Raw genomic sequence first — 15,589 nt, 5'->3', positions numbered from 1 at the left:
CGGGAGGCGGAAATGAAGAGCAAAAGTGCCCCTGATTTCACCGAATACGGGCAACAGGAGAAAATGAGGAGCATTGTGGAGTAGCCTTTATATCTACATAAGCTGCACAGCCCGCATAACCGCATAGGCTCCAGCTTGATTTAGCCGTTAGGGTAATTTTGTTCTGATTCCGTTATTCCGGCAAGGAACGGGGCACGGGATTGCCGCATAATCCCGCTTTTGTATTTATAGGGGGCTCTTGTGCTAAACTTGAGAGCAGGGCTGCATTGCCGGCATGTATGCCCAAGCAAAGGCGGTTTGTGGAGAAGACAGGAGGAGATGGCATGGCGTTTGTTACTGTGAAAGGCGAATATAAGCGGTATAAGATGGGGGAGACCCTGATTGTAGCCAATGACGGAATTGATTTTGAAATTGAACAGGGCGAGTTCGCTGTGATTGTAGGTCCCAGCGGAGCGGGGAAATCGACGGTGCTTAACATACTGGGCGGGATGGATTCCGCCGACGAAGGCCAGGTCATTGTGGACGGTACCGACATCGCTCGTTTCAGCGCCAAAGAATTGACCGGCTACCGCCGTAATGACGTGGGTTTTGTGTTCCAGTTCTATAATCTTGTGCCCAATCTGACGACGCTGGAGAATGTTGAGCTGGCATCCCAGATCTCTCCGCGTGCGCTGGATGCCCGCAAGGTGCTGGAGGATGTAGGACTTGGAGAGCGGCTGAATAACTTTCCGGCCCAGCTGTCCGGCGGGGAGCAGCAGCGTGTCGCCATTGCCAGAGCGCTGGCCAAACAGCCGAAGCTGCTGCTCTGCGATGAGCCGACAGGTGCGCTCGATTACAATACCGGCAAACAGGTACTGAAGCTGCTGCAGGATACCTGCCGCAATACCGGAACCACGGTTATTGTCATTACGCATAACTTGGCTATTGCACCGATGGCGGACCGGGTTATTGAAATCAATAACGCGAAGGTACGGAAAATGGTGAGGAACGCAACACCGGTATCCGTGGAAGATATTGAATGGTAAGGAGCCGGAGGACATGAAGAAACGGGCATTATGGAAGGATGTTTTTCGGGAAATCCGTCATACGAAAGCAAGGTTTCTCTCGATTTTTGCGATTATTATGCTGGGGGTAAGTTTTTTTGCCGGGATCAAATCAGCGGGGCCGGATATGCTGGATACCGCAGCGACTTATTATAAGGATCATAGGCTGATGGATTTACGCGTTCAGTCCACTTATGGGCTGACAGAGAAGAGTATTGATAATCTTCGGGACATTCCCGGAGTGAAGACTGTTCAGCCTGTGTACAGCTCGGATGTGTTTCTTGGTGAGAGCGGACTGATTGCTAAGGTGTATTCCTATGCTGACGATAATGAACTGAACGGGTACAAGATTACCTCCGGGCATCTGCCTGAGGTATCCGGGGAGATCGTACTTGACGCTTATCTGCTGCAGGAGGAGAAGTTCTCGCTGGGAGATTCAATTACCTTCAGCGGCGAGGCAGGGGATGATCTGGCGGGGAACTTCCAGACATTGAGCTATACCGTGGTCGGCTTCGCGCAGAGTCCGCAATATATTGAAACGTCGACCCGAGGAACGAGCCGGATCGGCAAAGGGACAGCCGATGCGTTTGCTGTCATCCCGGAGGATGACTTCAGCCTCCCGGTGTACACAGAGGCCTATCTCAGCTTCACGGATACGGCTGCAGAAACAGCTTATACTCCGGCTTATGATGCTCTCATCGAGCGGCATCTGCCGGAGACCGAGGAAGCGCTGAAGGATTACCCGCAGCAGCGTCTGGAAGAGCTGAAAGCGGAAGCCGCAAAGCTGCTGGCTGCGGGCCGGCAGCCTATGGACGAGGCGCAGCAACAGCAAACGCAGCAACAGCAGGCGGAGGCCTCAGCAGCGCAGAACCCGCTGGAGCTGCCGAAGGTGTATGTGACAGACCGGACGATTAACCCGGGTTACGCCGAATACAAGGATAATGCGGACCGGCTGTCGGCGATTGCCACGGCGTTTCCGGTGTTCTTTTTCCTGATTGCGGCACTCGTCAGCTTAACGACGATGACCCGTATGGTTGAGGAGCAGCGTCTGCAGATCGGTACTTTGAAGGCCCTGGGGTATGGTTCCATGGATATTATGACCAAATTCCTGGTGTATGGCACACTCGCTAGTCTGGCGGCATCCATTGCGGGCCTTGCGATCGGCTTTACCTTATTTCCGGGCATTATCTACAATGCCTACAGCCAGCTCTATAACCTGCCGGGCGTGATCAAAAGCTTCTATCCCGCCTACGCCATTATTTCCATAATAGTAGCGCTGGTATGTACAGCAATGACGGCGATGATCGCTTCCCGGGTGGAGCTGCGCAGTAATGCGTCGGTACTGATGCGGCCCAAGGCCCCCAAGAGCGGACAGCGCATTATGCTGGAACGGTTCAGCTTTTTGTGGAAACGGCTTAGTTTCGTGCAGAAGGTGACGGCCCGCAATCTGTTCCGCTACAAGCAGCGGATGTTCATGACGGTAATCGGGGTGGCGGGCTGTACCGCGCTTATTCTGACCGGCTTTGGGCTGAAGGATTCCATTGGCAGCATTGCCGACCGGCAGTTCGGCGGGATTATGAAATATAACGCCCTGGTTGCGCTGCATGACAATGCAACAGCCGGAGATAAGGCGTCCTACGCAGAACTGATTAAACAGGAGTCCGCAGTTACGGGAACGCTGGATGTGCTTCAGGAAGCAATGACTGCCCGGGCCAAAGGGGTTAACGATCAGGAGGTACGGATTTTTGTTCCTGCGGCTGCAGATCAGCTGGCTCCGTTCGTTGTACTGAAGGACCGAATAACAGATGAACCGAAGATGCTTACTGACGAGGGCGCAATCATTACCGAGAAGCTCGCCAAGCTGTACGATCTGGTTCCGGGAGACAGCCTGACTGTTCTGGATAGCAACAATGAGGAATATCAGGTCAAGGTGTCGGCGGTTACCGAGAACTATGTGCTGCATTATGTGTATATGACGCCGGCTTACTATGCCAAGGTATTTGGCGGCGGGGCGGTCTATAACACTCAGCTGCTGAACTATAGCGCGCAGGATAAGCAGTGGGAAGACCACTTCGGGGAAAAATTAACCGCCAACGGGCAAGTGGCGCTGGTCAGCTTTTCCAGCGGGGTGGGCGAAGCTTTTGACGGAACCATGAAGAGCATGGACGTTGTTATAGTAGTACTGATCGTGTCCGCTGCTGCGCTGGCCTTCGTGGTGCTCTATAATCTGACCAATATCAATGTGTCTGAACGGGTCCGTGAGCTGTCTACGATTAAGGTGCTGGGCTTCTATGATAAGGAAGTCACCATGTATATATACCGGGAGAATATTCTCTTAACACTGCTCGGGATCATCTTCGGCGGTGCACTGGGGATTCTGCTGCATGGCTTTGTCCTGTCAACGGCTGAGCTGGATGCCACGATGTTCGCTCCGCTGATCAAGTGGCAGAGTTATCTGTACGCAGCCTTGCTGACCGTGCTGTTCTCGGGGATTGTAATGGCGTTCATGCACCTTAAGCTGAAGCGGATTCATATGATTGAAGCGTTGAAATCGGTGGAGTAACGTAGTCACTATTTTGTCAAAAACATAAAAAGAGCAAGAAAATGAGGAAGAAAAACAGGCTGCCGGAAGAGTTCTCCTGGCCTGGTTTTCTTCCTTTTTGTGTATTGAAATATAGAAATCACTATGCGACCAAGCTCGCAAAAAAGATAATCATGCTGAAAGATGTCGAATTAACACGAAAATGATAACATTAAGTCATGAAAACTAACAGTATTAAACATAGTTGAATAGTTTGAAAAGAGGTTTAAGGTGAGTTTTTTTTACTATATTGGAAGGAATTATTTTTTGTACACATAAATAAGATATGAAAGTGATAAAGAAATATATTGACGTAAGATATATTCACATGTAATATAAACCATAATTTATAGGGAATTGTTAAGACTCCCAGCCGGGAAAGTTGCCCCTGCCTCTAATTGACCTGCGGTCTATTTGATCTCTGAATGTCATAGGCATTGCATGTGATGTTATATTACATGAATTGCAGATGTCAGCTGAATTATAGCGGCAGGGGTAGAATCATCCAGAATACCCAGTCTCCCGGAAGCTTTGAAGAGAAGGTGGCGAACCGGACCTGTGGTTCCGGGTAACGCTCACTACACGCACTTAACTAAGGAGGAGTAAAAGGAATGGCGAAAAAGAGAAAATGGTGGTCTAGTTTACTTGTTGTATCGTTGGTAGGGGTTCTATTTACGGGTTGCAGCACCAATAACACTGCAAGTTCTCCAACTAATGCTCCTGCAGCAACAACAGCCGCTGAGAGCGCAGCACCTGATGCTACAGCTGAACCGGCCGCAGATGCACCGGTTGACGGCGGAACAATTGTACTCAGCACATTCTCCGATATTGTTAATATTAATCCTCTCTTAATCAATGACACCTCTTCAGGCGATATTGCCCAATTCGTATTCGCCTCCTTGTATGATCTGGACCGTGGAGGGAACGTAACTCCGGAGCCTTGGTCACTGGCTGCAGAGCTTCCGGTTATCTCTGAAGATGGTCTGACTTATACCGTGAAATTGAAAGATACAATCAAATGGAGTGACGGCCAGCCGATCACTGCCGATGATGTGGTGTATACAATCGAAACCGGCAAAAATCCGGAGACAGGTTCACCGCTGACCAGTGCATTTGACAAGGTGAAGACCGTTGAGAAGGTCGATGACCAGACTGTGAAATTCACATTGTCCCAAATCTATGCGCCGTTCCTGTACGCCCTGTGCCAGGCTATCGTGCCAGCGCACATTCTGAAGGATGTAAAGCCGACTGAAATCCAAACCAATGCCTTCGGTACAGACCCGGCCAAGACCGTAACCAGCGGACCTTGGAAATGGACAGCCTGGAAACAAGGCGAAAGCCACACCCTTGATGCCGATCCGAACTACTGGGGTACTGTTAAGCCGCATATCGCTCAAGTGGTTTACAAAATCTACGCCGATCAGAACACTGAGGTTCAGGCTATCATGAAGGGCGACACGGACCATATCAGTGCGATTCCGGTAACGCAGGTTGAAGCCGTTAAAGCTGACGGCGATATCGACATTATTCAGAAGCCGGGCGCACAGTATGAATATGTAATGTTTAACTTCGACGGCAAGAACTTCCCTGATAACTATGGCCTTTTCGCCGGACAGAAGACCAGACAGGCAATTGCACATGCACTGAACCGTCAAGGTATGGTAGACAATATTCTAAAAGGCGTAGGCGCCCTGATGAATGCCCCATTCCTTCCGGACACTTGGGCTGACCCGGGTGATGCCGCTGTGAACTATGACTACAACGCCGAAACTGCCAAGAAGCTCCTGGCAGAAGACGGATGGGTTGCCGATGCCAAAGACGGTATTCTCACTAAAGACGGACACCGCTTCTCCTTCGAGCTGCAATACAATGCCGGCAACAGCCGCCGCGAGCAAGTAGCCGCTGTTATCCAGCAGAACCTGAAGGATGTTGGTATCGAAGTAACACCTAAGGCGATCGACTTTGCAGCTTGGATTGACCAGAACGTAACACCGGGTAAATTCCAGGCCCTGCTGCTGGCATGGTCTCTGAATACACCGGATCCGGATGCAGAGAGCATTTTCTCCTCCAAATACTTCCCGCCTGCCGGCCAGAACAGCGGCTGGTATAAGAATGAGAAGCTGGATCAGCTGTGGGTGGACGGTTATTCCACTGTTGACCAGGATAAACGTAAAGAGATCTACAAAGAAGTAGGTAAAGAAATTTCTACCGACCTTCCTTATGTATTCCTGTATCAATATGGTCAGGCTATCGGAACAGGACCTAGAGTACACTGGGCAGAGGAAGATGCTCCTGAGCCGTCACTGGGCTACGGACAGTTCTTCCACGCTATCAAATGGTGGGTAACCGACTAACGAACCGAACAAACTGAATAGAATTACGGGAGGTGAAAGAGAATTCTCTTTCACCTCCCCCTTTTGTATGAATGGGGGAGCCTTCCGTAATCTATCGCCTTACCATCTCTAGGAGGATAGCCCATGACAGAATATCTGATACGACGCGTGCTTCAATCGGTATTGGTCATCTTTCTGATTACCATACTGACCTTTCTTCTCATCCATGCTGCTCCGGGCGGACCGACGCAAGTCATGCTTTCTCCGGGCTTATCCCCGGAAATATTTGAACAGCAAGCCAAGAACCTTGGGCTGGATCAGCCTGTTCCGGTACAGTATGTGCGCTGGATCGGCGACCTGCTGCAAGGAGACTTGGGTTACACCTTCAAGAACCATATTGCGGTATCCGATCTTCTCTGGCCGCGTATTGGCAACACCGTGATTCTGATGGGTGCGGCTTGGCTGGTATCACTGCTGATCGCAATTCCTTGGGGAATCTATAACAGTACCAAAGTGTATGGTCTATCTGACCAGACGGCTTCATTCATTTCTTACTTAGGCTTCGCAATGCCAACCTTCTGGTTCGGAATACTCCTCCAGCAATGGTTGTCACTGAAGCTGGACTGGTTTCCGTTGTCGGACATGTATACCAGAGGCAAGGAAGGCAATATAGGCGATTTGTTCATGCATCTGGTGCTGCCGATAACAGTGTTGGCACTTGGTTTCCTGGCCTCTTATATGAAATATGCGCGCGCAAGTATGCTGGAAGTGCTCGATCAGGATTATATCCGTACGGCGCGTGCCAAGGGCGTCAAAGAGCGTAAGGTCGTCTTCCGCCATGCGCTGCGCAATGCACTGATTCCGATTATTACGATACTCGGCCTTGATCTTCCCATACTGGTGGGAGGGGCCGCTTTAACTGAGAATGTATTCAACTGGCCGGGAATGGGCCGTTGGTTTGTTGAGATGGCAGGTGCGCGCGAATATTCGGCACTGATGGCTGTTACTATTGTGACGGCTGTTATAGTCGTTATCGGCAATCTCCTGGCAGATATACTGTATGCCGTAGTTGATCCCCGGGTGAAGCTCGGTAAGCAAGGGGGCAAGACGGCATGAATACAGAGAATACTGAGTTTACCAAAGGGGCTGTATCTAAGCCGTTTGGAACCCCGGACATGAATCCGATGCCCGGAGGGACAGACCCTGAGATTGCGGTAGTGGATTCCAAGCGGCCGCCGGGTCCCTGGAGTGTTTTATGGAAGAAATTCTCGCGCAATCCGTTCGCAATGGGCGGTTTGGTAGTCCTGATTATATTTGTGCTGCTGGCGGTCTGCGCATCCAAACTGACCCAATATAGACCGGAAGCGATTGATCTGATGTTCGCCAATCTGAAGCCGGGAGCAGAGGGGCACCCTCTTGGCACAGACGAGCTGGGCCGCGATATTCTCAGCAGACTGCTGTACAGTGCGCGTGTTTCACTCGCTATCGGATTCTCCGTTGCGTTTGTTTCCGTAGTTGTCGGATCGGTTATCGGTGCCATTTCAGGGTATTTCGGCGGGTTTGTAGATACGGTATTCATGCGTATTGTAGACGTGATGAACTCTGTGCCGACCCTGTTCCTGAACATCCTGATTATGGCGCTGTTCGGCACACAGATTAAATACATGATTCTTATTCTGGCATTTACCAGCTGGATGAGTATTGCCCGGCTCGTCCGGGGGACCTTCCTGCAGCTGCGTGAAATGCAATATGTGGAGGCGGCCAGGGCGATTGGAGTATCCAGCTGGGGCATCATTTTCCGGCATCTGCTCCGTAATGCAAGCTTCCCGATTATCGTAAATGCGACCCTGATGGTCGGCGGTGCGATTCTGAGTGAATCTGCGTTGTCGTATCTGGGCCTCGGCATTCAGGCACCGGCTACAAGCTGGGGGCTAATGCTCAGCAACGCTCAGGAATTCATGCTGGTTGACCCGATGCAGGCAGTGTATCCGGGCTTCTGCATCCTGCTCGTAGTGCTGGCAGTTAACTTTATCGGCGACGGCATCCGGGATGCTCTAGATCCCAGACAGCAAGTGACCAAATCCCGGAGGAGGCTGGAACAATGGCGGAAAAACTACTCGAAATCCGGAAGCTGACCGCCGGCTTTGCAACCGAGAAGGGCCTTCTCAAAGCAACCGACGGCATCTCCATTTCTGTGAACAAAGGCCAGACTGTCTGTATTGTCGGTGAATCCGGCAGCGGTAAAAGTGTAACCTCACTCGCAATTATGCGGTTGATTGATTATGCCGGAGGGATGATTCTTGACGGAAGTATTGATTTTCACGGCCAGGATTTGGCGGCGAAGAGCCAGGAAGAGATGCGGGAAATCCGCGGGAATCAGATTGCCATGATCTTTCAGGACCCGATGTCGTCGCTGAATCCGGTATTTACGGTAGGCGAACAGATTGCGGAGAGCCTGCGGCTTCATCAGAACAAGAGTGATGCCGAAGCCCTGAGGATGGCGGTTGATCTGATCAAATTAGTCGGTATCCCGGCTCCGGAGATCCGTGCCAAGCAGTATCCGCATGAGCTGTCCGGCGGGATGTGCCAGCGCGTCGTCATTGCTATTGCGCTGGCTTGTAATCCTGAACTGCTCATCGCCGATGAGCCGACAACCGCACTGGATGTTACGGTGCAGGCTCAGATTCTGGATCTGCTGCGCAAGCTTCAATCCGAACTCGGGATGTCCATTCTGCTGATCACCCATGATATGGGAGTAGCGGCAGAGATGGCTGACCGCATTGCTGTTATGTATGCCGGAGCCATCGTGGAGGAGGGGACGGTCGAAGAGATTTTCGACCACCCGAGCCATCCATATACGGTCGGGCTGCTCCGGTCGATTCCGGGGTTTGAAGGCGGACGGGGAGGCGAGCTGTATACCATTCTCGGGACGATTCCTCCGATTGGCCAGCTGCCTTCCGGTTGCCGCTTTAATCCGCGCTGTCCCCATGCCATGGATATCTGCAGGAACCAGGAGCCGCCGGATTTCATGATCTCGGACGATCACCGGACGGCCTGCTGGCTATTCAAGGATAAGCCGGTGCAGGCAGATTACAGCAATGAGGTGAAACGCGCATGATGAATGAAACGGCAACCCAACCGGTAAGAGAACATATGCCTTCTTCGGAAATATTGCTGGAAGTTAAGGATGTGAAGAAATATTTCCCGATCACCAAGGGTCTGCTTAACCGCACCGTCGGACAGGTCAAGGCTGTGGATGGTGTTAATTTATCCATCCGCAAAGGCGAGACCTTCGGGCTGGTCGGCGAATCCGGCTGCGGCAAATCCACGTTCGGCCGGGTGCTGCTCCGGCTGCAGAGTGCAACAGGGGGAGAAGTGTTATTCAAGGGGAAGGATATCCATTCCCTGAGCTCCGGTGACATGCGGAAGCTCCGGGAAGAAATGCAGATTATCTTCCAGGATCCGTTCGGCTCGCTGAATCCGCGGTTCCTCGTCAAGGATATTATCGGAGAGCCGCTGCGCATTCACCGGAGCATGTCGGCTAAAGAGATCGATGCCCGGGTAGTGGAGCTGATGGAGCTGGTGGGGCTGGATGCCAGCCGCCGGAACCGTTACCCGCATGAATTCTCCGGCGGACAACGCCAGCGGATCGGGATTGCCCGGGCGATTGCCCTGAATCCGCAGTTTATCGTTGCCGATGAGGCTGTATCGGCACTGGATGTATCGGTACAATCCCAGGTGATCAACCTGCTCATGAAGCTGCAGAAGGAACTCGGGTTAACCTTCCTGTTCATTGCGCACGGCCTGAATGTGGTCCGGCATATTTCGGACCGCGTCGGGGTAATGTATCTGGGCAAGCTGGTGGAGGTGTCTGAGACGGAGGAGCTGTTTGCAGCTCCGCTGCATCCTTACACTGCCGCCCTGCTCTCGGCGATTCCGAAGCCGACACCAAGACGCAAGCAGGACCGCATTGTGCTGGAGGGGGATGTGCCATCCCCTGCTAACCCGCCGTCCGGATGCAGGTTCCATACCCGCTGCCCGTTTGTCCAGGACAAATGCCGCCAGGTGGAGCCGCTGCTTGAAGAGGTTGTTCCAGGCCGTCCGGTGGCCTGTCATTTCCCGTTGCTTCCGAATTCATAGATAATCCGCGATTTCCTAAGGATATCCCGCAGATTAAGGGGGTGACCCCGCAGCCATATCCACAACTGGCTGCGGGGTCACCCCCTATTTTTTGTATCCCTGAAATAGTCATTGCCCTGCATATGTGCTCTATACGAGGGGCTTCAGATAGTCGAGAAACACCCGCTTGAGGATATCCAGCTGGAGCTCTGTTGGAAGATCCGCTTCAAGCATAGGGATGTTCTTCTGCAGCGAGAGCTTCTTCGAGAAAATGCCGAACGTATTAATTAATGTAGTTAAAGTATCCCTCACCTCAAGGTCGGAGCGGACCGAGCCGTCCTCAATGCCATTCTGAATGATCCGGGAATAGACCTGCGAAATCCGGCGGGTCAGAGCATTGAAGTGATGAATATCCTCCAGCGGTTCCGGGAAATGGGCGGCGTAGCTTTCGAAGTCAACCATGAAGGTTGTGCTTAATTTATAGTGATCCTCAATGAAAAAATCGAATAATGCTTCAAGCTTGTCCAGGCATGGCACAGGCAATCCGGCCACATATTCAAACCGCTCCAGCATCGGCTCCAGCAGCCGGGTAGCAATGGCAACAATCAGCTTTTCTTTCTTGGGGAAATACCTGAACAGGGTAGCAATGCCGATATTCGCGTCAGTTGCAATATCCTGCATCGTGGTTTTCTCAATCCCCTTCTGGTTAAATACGCGTTCTGCTGCTTCCAGAATCAGGGATAAGCGCTGCTGTTTGCCGTCAAGGCGTTCCTTCTCGTATCTTGTTTTGGGATCCATAAGAGCTTATACCCTTTCACTATCGGTATTTGAACTACAAGTAGTATAGCTAGTGCTTATTCTTTAAGCAAGGAGGGTTTGAGTTTATCCGCACAAAGTGATATGATAAATATCACAGTGATAGTGTAACTATCACCATACATTTTAATTCACACAACGAAGGGGATACAGCTATGAATCGACTGAAGGATAAGGTTGCCATTATTACCGGAGCCGGCAGCGGCATGGGACGTGAAGAAGCACTGCTTTTTGCGCGGGAGGGTGCCAAGGTTGCCGTTACCGATATTAATGAAGCTGCGCTGCAGGCTGTAGTGAAGGAAATTGAAGCTGACGGCGGTCAGGTTACAGCTTATGTTCATAATGTGGTCTCTGAAGAGCAATGGGTCCATGTGATCGAAGAAGTGATGAAGACTTACGGCAAAATCGACGTGCTGGTCAACAATGCGGGAATTTCGCTTGCAACCGGACTTCTGGATACAACTATGGAGCAGTGGAACAAGGTCATCAGCATTAACCTGACCAGCACCTTCCTTGGGATGAAATATGTGGTTCCGCATATGCAGGAGAATAATGGAGGCTCAATTGTCAATATTTCATCGATCGCAGGTCTGACCGGAAGCAGCGGCGCAGGCGCTTATACAGCCTCCAAAGGCGGGGTCCGCATGCTGAGCAAAGCGGCGGCTGTTGATTTCGGTAAAGATCATATCCGGGTCAACTCTGTGCATCCCGGCTTTATCGAAACGCCAATGAGCGCTGAGTTCGTGAATGACGAACAAAGGCTGAAATGGTTCCTGTCCCAGACGGCGCTGCCGCGTGTCGGCCGTGCCTCCGAAGTGGCGGAAGCCGTGCTGTTCCTCGCTTCCGATGAGTCGGCTTATATCACTGGTGTAGAACTGCCGGTAGATGGCGGCGTTACAGCGAAATAAGAGCCCGAAGCCCCGGCTGCCGGGAGGGACAAACTTGAAATAGATGAAGAGGAGTGCTGCCGGGTTTATGGGCAGCGCTCCTCTTTGCTTTTGATACCGCCGTAAACTAATTATTGTGTAAAAGCCACTTCTATAAGAAAATGAGAAAAAGACTGATTATTGTAATTCTAATCCTAATCAATGCCGCAATGGATGCGGAACCGGAGGCTATGGTGAAAAAGGTCGACAAAGCAGTTTCAGCTCTCTTTATTCTTATAATGATAGTGGCCGTATGGATATGGGCGGTGTCCGTGCATGCGTGGAGCCTGATGGGCACCCTTGCCTCGCTAGTCTGTCTGGGGCTGTTTATCTGGACGGGACTGCGGGCCATTCCCGCTTTGACCGGATACATAAGTTCATGGAATATGCAGGAGCCGGTACGTATCAACAGTCTGCCTGAGGAGCGGCAACGGACATGGTGGAAGATTGTGCTCTGGGTGGTGGCCAGCCGTGTGCTGCTCATTCTGATAGCCTATGTCTTCTGGATGCTTAAAGACGGGGTTTCCGGAAGCTTATTCTCCCGTTTTACCGATACCTGGCATATTCGCGGAATAGACGCCATGTCTTATCTGGGGATCGCTGAGCACGGGTATGTCACGGAAGGAGACTCCCGGTTCCACATTGTGTTCCTGCCTTTATTTCCAGTCATTATTAAGCTGGCGCAGTTTTTTACAGGCAATTATATGGCCGCCGGCTTTGTAGCCGCTAACCTTTGCACCCTTGCTGCAGCGTTGTTCGCTTATGAGCTTGCCAGGCTGGACATGGGACGCAGCAATGCGCTGCGGGTCGTGAAATATATTTTCATCTTTCCTTCGGCGTTCTTTTTCTTCATCCCCATGACGGAGGCGCTGTTCCTGCTGCTCTCCCTGATGGCATTGTATTATGTGCGCCAGAAGCGCTGGCTGCTCGGCTGTCTCTGTGCGGCGCTGGCCGGCTTCACCCGTTCTCCGGGGATACTGCTGGCTGTACCGGTTGTCGTGGAATTTGCCCGGGATTTGGCAGCAGGCTACAGACAGCTGGAGCGGAAGGCTTTTATTAACAGACTGATCCAAGCAGGGGTCTCTCTGGCTACAGTGTCCTTTGGTCTGCTGGCCTATCTCTATATCAATTACAATGTTACGGGCAACGTGTTCCAGTTCAGTATTTATCAGCGGGAGCATTGGTCGCAGCAGTTCTACTTCTTTTTCGATACGGTGAGATATCAGATGGAATATGCCGTGAATACCTTCAAGGATGCGGACTTCCGTTCCTTCCTGGGGCTGTGGCTGCCGAATCTGATCAGTATCTTCCTGGTGCTCTTGATGATGTTCAAAAGCGCGAAGAGACTTCATCCTGCTTATATGGCGTATTTAATCGTCTATTTCGTCTACGTTGTGGGTCCGACCTGGCTGCTGTCCGCTCCGCGTTATTTCGCCGTGGCTTTTCCGCTGGCCTTCGCGGCAGTAGTATTGACCCAAGATAAGAAATGGAAGGATATCGCGCTTACCTCCTTATTCATTGCGGGGAGTCTGCTGTATTTGGCAGTGTTTGTAGCCGGGTATCCGGTGTATTAGAAATTACAGAAATGATGGTGGCTATGCAGATTCAGCTCGAAGATCAGATGATTACGCTCCATGTTCAATATGCCAAGCGCAAGAAAATGTCCGTTCAGATTGACGGATCGGATCTCATTACCGTTAAGGTGCCTACAGGAACAAGTGAAGAGAGTATCCGCACTGCGGTGGAAGGGCTCGGCCCGAAGATACTGGAGAAGCTGCGCAGCAATGCGGCGGCCCGGCAGGTGCCGAAGATCAAGGAGTATCAGGGGGAAGAAACATACCTGTATCTGGGGAAAGAGCACGCGCTGCATGAGCTGATTGCGACCGGCGGTATGAATGCGGAGGAGCTGAAGCTTGCGCTGAAGAAGTTCTATATGGCCAGTCTGAAAAAAATCGTTGCAGAGCGCATTACCCGTTATCAGGCCCAGCTGAAGGTGAAGCCGAAGAGTATCGAGATTGTGGAATCGCGGACCAAATGGGGGAGCTGCAGCTTTGATAAAAAACTGACGTTTAACTACCGCCTTGCCATGGCGCCGCCGGAGGTGATCGACTATGTCATCATTCATGAGCTCTGTCATCTGCTGCATATGAATCATGACCGGTCCTTCTGGCGCCGCCTGGGAAGTGTAATGCCGGACTACAAAGAGAAGGAAGCTTATCTGGCCCGGCAGGGGCAATTCATGACACTCTGAATCCTATGTGATGACGGCGTGGCTTAAGCGATGGATGTTGCCGGAAGTTTGACGTTCGCAGGGTACTGCAGACTGCTCTGATTCCGCACGAACAAACCGCTTGGGCAGCTGCTGCCCGCCAGTTCAAGGTCATCGTCACTAGGCGTGAAGTGGAAGACTATAGCCTCCGTGGCGCTGTCCGCAAGCTTCATTGCGATTTCGCGGACGGCGACGGGCTTCGTGCTGATCAGATCGTAAATCTCTAACCGGCTGCTCTCCTGCCGGCAGATGGCGATGACCTCCTCGTCCTCCAGGTAATATAGATCGCCGCTGAAGACGTTCAGGCAGTAGAACATCAGCAGTCCATCGGCACCGCTGACGCCAAGGCGTTCGGATACCGGCTGCCGCTGCGCTGCGAAGGTGGCGACCAGGCTCAGATCACAACTTATGGACAGATCCAGCTTGCGGATTTCCGGAGATCCGGTGGACCCGGCTGAACCGGGAGGGCAGTTCATGGAGAAGAGCTGCTCCTCCACGGGCTGGAATCCGAACTTGGGATAGAAGTCCAGCACCGTATCGTTGGCAAAAAGATACATGAATTCACACTGTAGTCCGTAATCCTCCAGCACTTTGTTCATCAGCCGGGCGGACAGGCCCTGTCCCCGGTAGTCAGGATGCGTCATCACCGTCCCAAGCTGCACGGCGCGGGACCTCACGCCATTAATAGTCAGCTCAAGCAGGTTCACCGAGACATTAGCAATTACCCGATTACCCTCTGCGTAAGAATAAGGAATGTACCGTTCCCCCCAGAAGCCCTGCTCATACCAGCGCTCCAGCTCAAGTTCAAACGTATCAGCAGCCAGCGCGAAAAAGCTGTTTCTTAGCGGCTCCCGATCTTTATAATTGCAGACAAATTGAAGATTATCCATGGCAGCTGCTCCTTCAGTAATATTCAACCCCGCGAACCTTCGAATAAATCATAGTGTCTCTTAAGGCCCCTTGTACATCTAATTTGTCATTCCGCAGAATGCCTTCCAGAGTGAAGCCTGCACGTTCAGCCACCCGCGCACTCTGTGTATTGCGGGAATCACAGCGGATCTCCAGCCGGGCCGCCTGCAGCTTCTGTACGGCGAAATCGGCAATGGCCCTCACCGCTTCCGTGATATAACCTTGTCCGGCGCAGGAGGTGCGGACCCAATAACCGATTTCAAACTTCCGCACCTGCCAGTCGATCCGGTGCAGACCGCTGCTGCCGACCAGCTGACCGGTCTTCTTATTCACGAGCAGCAGCCGGATATCCTTGCGTTCCAGAAATTGCAGCCGTGACTTCCGGATGGAGGCTTCGGATTCCTCCACAGACGGGATATGCTGTGCCCAGGGCATCCAAGGGCTTAATTCGGCTGTGCTCTCCTGAACGGCTTCATTTACAGCGGCGCCGTCTCCCCATAGAGCGGCACGGATCAGCAGGCGGCGGCTTTCAAAGCTCTCCGGCATGGAGAGGAGGATCGGGTCAATCGGATGAATAGGCATAAGTTCAGCTC

13 protein-coding genes are annotated in these 15,589 nt (G+C 52.0%); 10 read left to right on the top strand and 3 right to left on the bottom strand.

All coding sequences use genetic code 11. The features are described 5' to 3' along the window. The first annotated feature begins 323 nt into the window (after positions 1 to 323). The 7 genes from NYE33_RS36135 (at position 324) to NYE33_RS36105 (ending at position 10,097) form a co-directional block, all read left to right on the top strand. Positions 324 to 1,025, top strand: a complete 702-nt coding sequence (locus NYE33_RS36135) for an ABC transporter ATP-binding protein (protein ID WP_042133636.1) — start codon at positions 324 to 326, stop codon at positions 1,023 to 1,025. A 13-nt stretch (positions 1,026 to 1,038) separates the two neighbouring features. Beyond that, positions 1,039 to 3,606 (top strand): ABC transporter permease, encoded by a 2,568-nt coding sequence (locus NYE33_RS36130; protein ID WP_042133638.1) that lies wholly within the window; start codon positions 1,039 to 1,041, stop codon positions 3,604 to 3,606. Between the two features lie 629 nt (positions 3,607 to 4,235). Then, positions 4,236 to 5,978 (top strand): peptide-binding protein, encoded by a 1,743-nt coding sequence (locus NYE33_RS36125; RefSeq protein ID WP_042133640.1) that lies wholly within the window; start codon positions 4,236 to 4,238, stop codon positions 5,976 to 5,978. A gap of 123 nt (positions 5,979 to 6,101) precedes the next feature. Next, positions 6,102 to 7,073: an ABC transporter permease gene (locus NYE33_RS36120; protein WP_039306525.1), complete on the top strand. Its 972-nt coding sequence runs from the start codon at positions 6,102 to 6,104 to the stop codon at positions 7,071 to 7,073. Between the two features lie 59 nt (positions 7,074 to 7,132). Then, on the top strand, positions 7,133 to 8,092 hold the full coding sequence (locus tag NYE33_RS36115; RefSeq protein ID WP_052422169.1) for an ABC transporter permease: 960 nt from the start codon (positions 7,133 to 7,135) through the stop codon (positions 8,090 to 8,092). Then, positions 8,059 to 9,075 (top strand): ABC transporter ATP-binding protein, encoded by a 1,017-nt coding sequence (locus tag NYE33_RS36110; RefSeq protein ID WP_042133642.1) that lies wholly within the window; start codon positions 8,059 to 8,061, stop codon positions 9,073 to 9,075. The genes NYE33_RS36115 and NYE33_RS36110 overlap by 34 nt, the downstream gene beginning before the upstream one ends. After that, positions 9,072 to 10,097, top strand: a complete 1,026-nt coding sequence (locus NYE33_RS36105; protein WP_042133644.1) for an ABC transporter ATP-binding protein — start codon at positions 9,072 to 9,074, stop codon at positions 10,095 to 10,097. The genes NYE33_RS36110 and NYE33_RS36105 overlap by 4 nt, the downstream gene beginning before the upstream one ends. A 129-nt stretch (positions 10,098 to 10,226) precedes the next feature. On the opposite strand, the gene NYE33_RS36100 is transcribed toward NYE33_RS36105, so the two are convergent. Continuing rightward, a complete protein-coding gene (locus tag NYE33_RS36100; RefSeq protein ID WP_042133647.1) occupies positions 10,227 to 10,874 on the bottom strand; it encodes a TetR/AcrR family transcriptional regulator in 648 nt (215 codons plus the stop codon). A gap of 173 nt (positions 10,875 to 11,047) precedes the next feature. On the opposite strand from NYE33_RS36100, the gene NYE33_RS36095 reads away from it, so the two are divergent. The 3 genes from NYE33_RS36095 (at position 11,048) to NYE33_RS36085 (ending at position 14,069) form a co-directional block, all read left to right on the top strand. Then, positions 11,048 to 11,800: an SDR family NAD(P)-dependent oxidoreductase gene (locus NYE33_RS36095; protein ID WP_042133649.1), complete on the top strand. Its 753-nt coding sequence runs from the start codon at positions 11,048 to 11,050 to the stop codon at positions 11,798 to 11,800. 188 nt (positions 11,801 to 11,988) lie between these two features. Beyond that, positions 11,989 to 13,392 (top strand): hypothetical protein, encoded by a 1,404-nt coding sequence (locus NYE33_RS36090; protein WP_341070056.1) that lies wholly within the window; start codon positions 11,989 to 11,991, stop codon positions 13,390 to 13,392. Between the two features lie 23 nt (positions 13,393 to 13,415). Beyond that, complete coding sequence (locus NYE33_RS36085; RefSeq protein ID WP_042140741.1) at positions 13,416 to 14,069, top strand: M48 family metallopeptidase; 654 nt, start codon at positions 13,416 to 13,418, stop codon at positions 14,067 to 14,069. A 23-nt stretch (positions 14,070 to 14,092) separates the two neighbouring features. Here NYE33_RS36085 and NYE33_RS36080 read toward each other — a convergent pair whose 3' ends face one another. Both NYE33_RS36080 and NYE33_RS36075 read right to left on the bottom strand, forming a co-directional pair. Beyond that, positions 14,093 to 14,977, bottom strand: coding sequence for a GNAT family N-acetyltransferase (locus NYE33_RS36080; protein ID WP_042133653.1), 885 nt, complete (start codon positions 14,975 to 14,977; stop codon positions 14,093 to 14,095). Positions 14,978 to 14,990: 13 nt separating this feature from the next. Further along, positions 14,991 to 15,578 (bottom strand): GNAT family N-acetyltransferase, encoded by a 588-nt coding sequence (locus NYE33_RS36075; protein ID WP_042133655.1) that lies wholly within the window; start codon positions 15,576 to 15,578, stop codon positions 14,991 to 14,993. Positions 15,579 to 15,589 lie beyond the last annotated feature (11 nt).

The organism is Paenibacillus sp. FSL R10-2199, assembly GCF_038000235.1.
Classification (GTDB): domain Bacteria; phylum Bacillota; class Bacilli; order Paenibacillales; family Paenibacillaceae; genus Paenibacillus_AQ; species Paenibacillus_AQ phytohabitans.
This window is presented reverse-complemented; position numbering and strand designations above follow the sequence as displayed.

Excerpts from the sequence above, each read along its gene's own strand:
- NYE33_RS36110 (WP_042133642.1), top strand. The coding sequence starts at position 8,059 with ATGGCGGAAAAACTACTCGAAATCCGGAAGCTGACCGCCGGCTTTGCA.
- NYE33_RS36120 (WP_039306525.1), top strand. The coding sequence starts at position 6,102 with ATGACAGAATATCTGATACGACGCGTGCTTCAATCGGTATTGGTCATC.
- NYE33_RS36100 (WP_042133647.1), bottom strand. The coding sequence starts at position 10,874 with ATGGATCCCAAAACAAGATACGAGAAGGAACGCCTTGACGGCAAACAG.
- NYE33_RS36095 (WP_042133649.1), top strand. The coding sequence starts at position 11,048 with ATGAATCGACTGAAGGATAAGGTTGCCATTATTACCGGAGCCGGCAGC.
- NYE33_RS36105 (WP_042133644.1), top strand. The coding sequence starts at position 9,072 with ATGATGAATGAAACGGCAACCCAACCGGTAAGAGAACATATGCCTTCT.
- NYE33_RS36080 (WP_042133653.1), bottom strand. The coding sequence starts at position 14,977 with ATGGATAATCTTCAATTTGTCTGCAATTATAAAGATCGGGAGCCGCTA.
- NYE33_RS36075 (WP_042133655.1), bottom strand. The coding sequence starts at position 15,578 with ATGCCTATTCATCCGATTGACCCGATCCTCCTCTCCATGCCGGAGAGC.
- NYE33_RS36125 (WP_042133640.1), top strand. The coding sequence starts at position 4,236 with ATGGCGAAAAAGAGAAAATGGTGGTCTAGTTTACTTGTTGTATCGTTG.
- NYE33_RS36135 (WP_042133636.1), top strand. The coding sequence starts at position 324 with ATGGCGTTTGTTACTGTGAAAGGCGAATATAAGCGGTATAAGATGGGG.
- NYE33_RS36130 (WP_042133638.1), top strand. The coding sequence starts at position 1,039 with ATGAAGAAACGGGCATTATGGAAGGATGTTTTTCGGGAAATCCGTCAT.
- NYE33_RS36090 (WP_341070056.1), top strand. The coding sequence starts at position 11,989 with ATGGATGCGGAACCGGAGGCTATGGTGAAAAAGGTCGACAAAGCAGTT.
- NYE33_RS36085 (WP_042140741.1), top strand. The coding sequence starts at position 13,416 with ATGCAGATTCAGCTCGAAGATCAGATGATTACGCTCCATGTTCAATAT.
- NYE33_RS36115 (WP_052422169.1), top strand. The coding sequence starts at position 7,133 with ATGAATCCGATGCCCGGAGGGACAGACCCTGAGATTGCGGTAGTGGAT.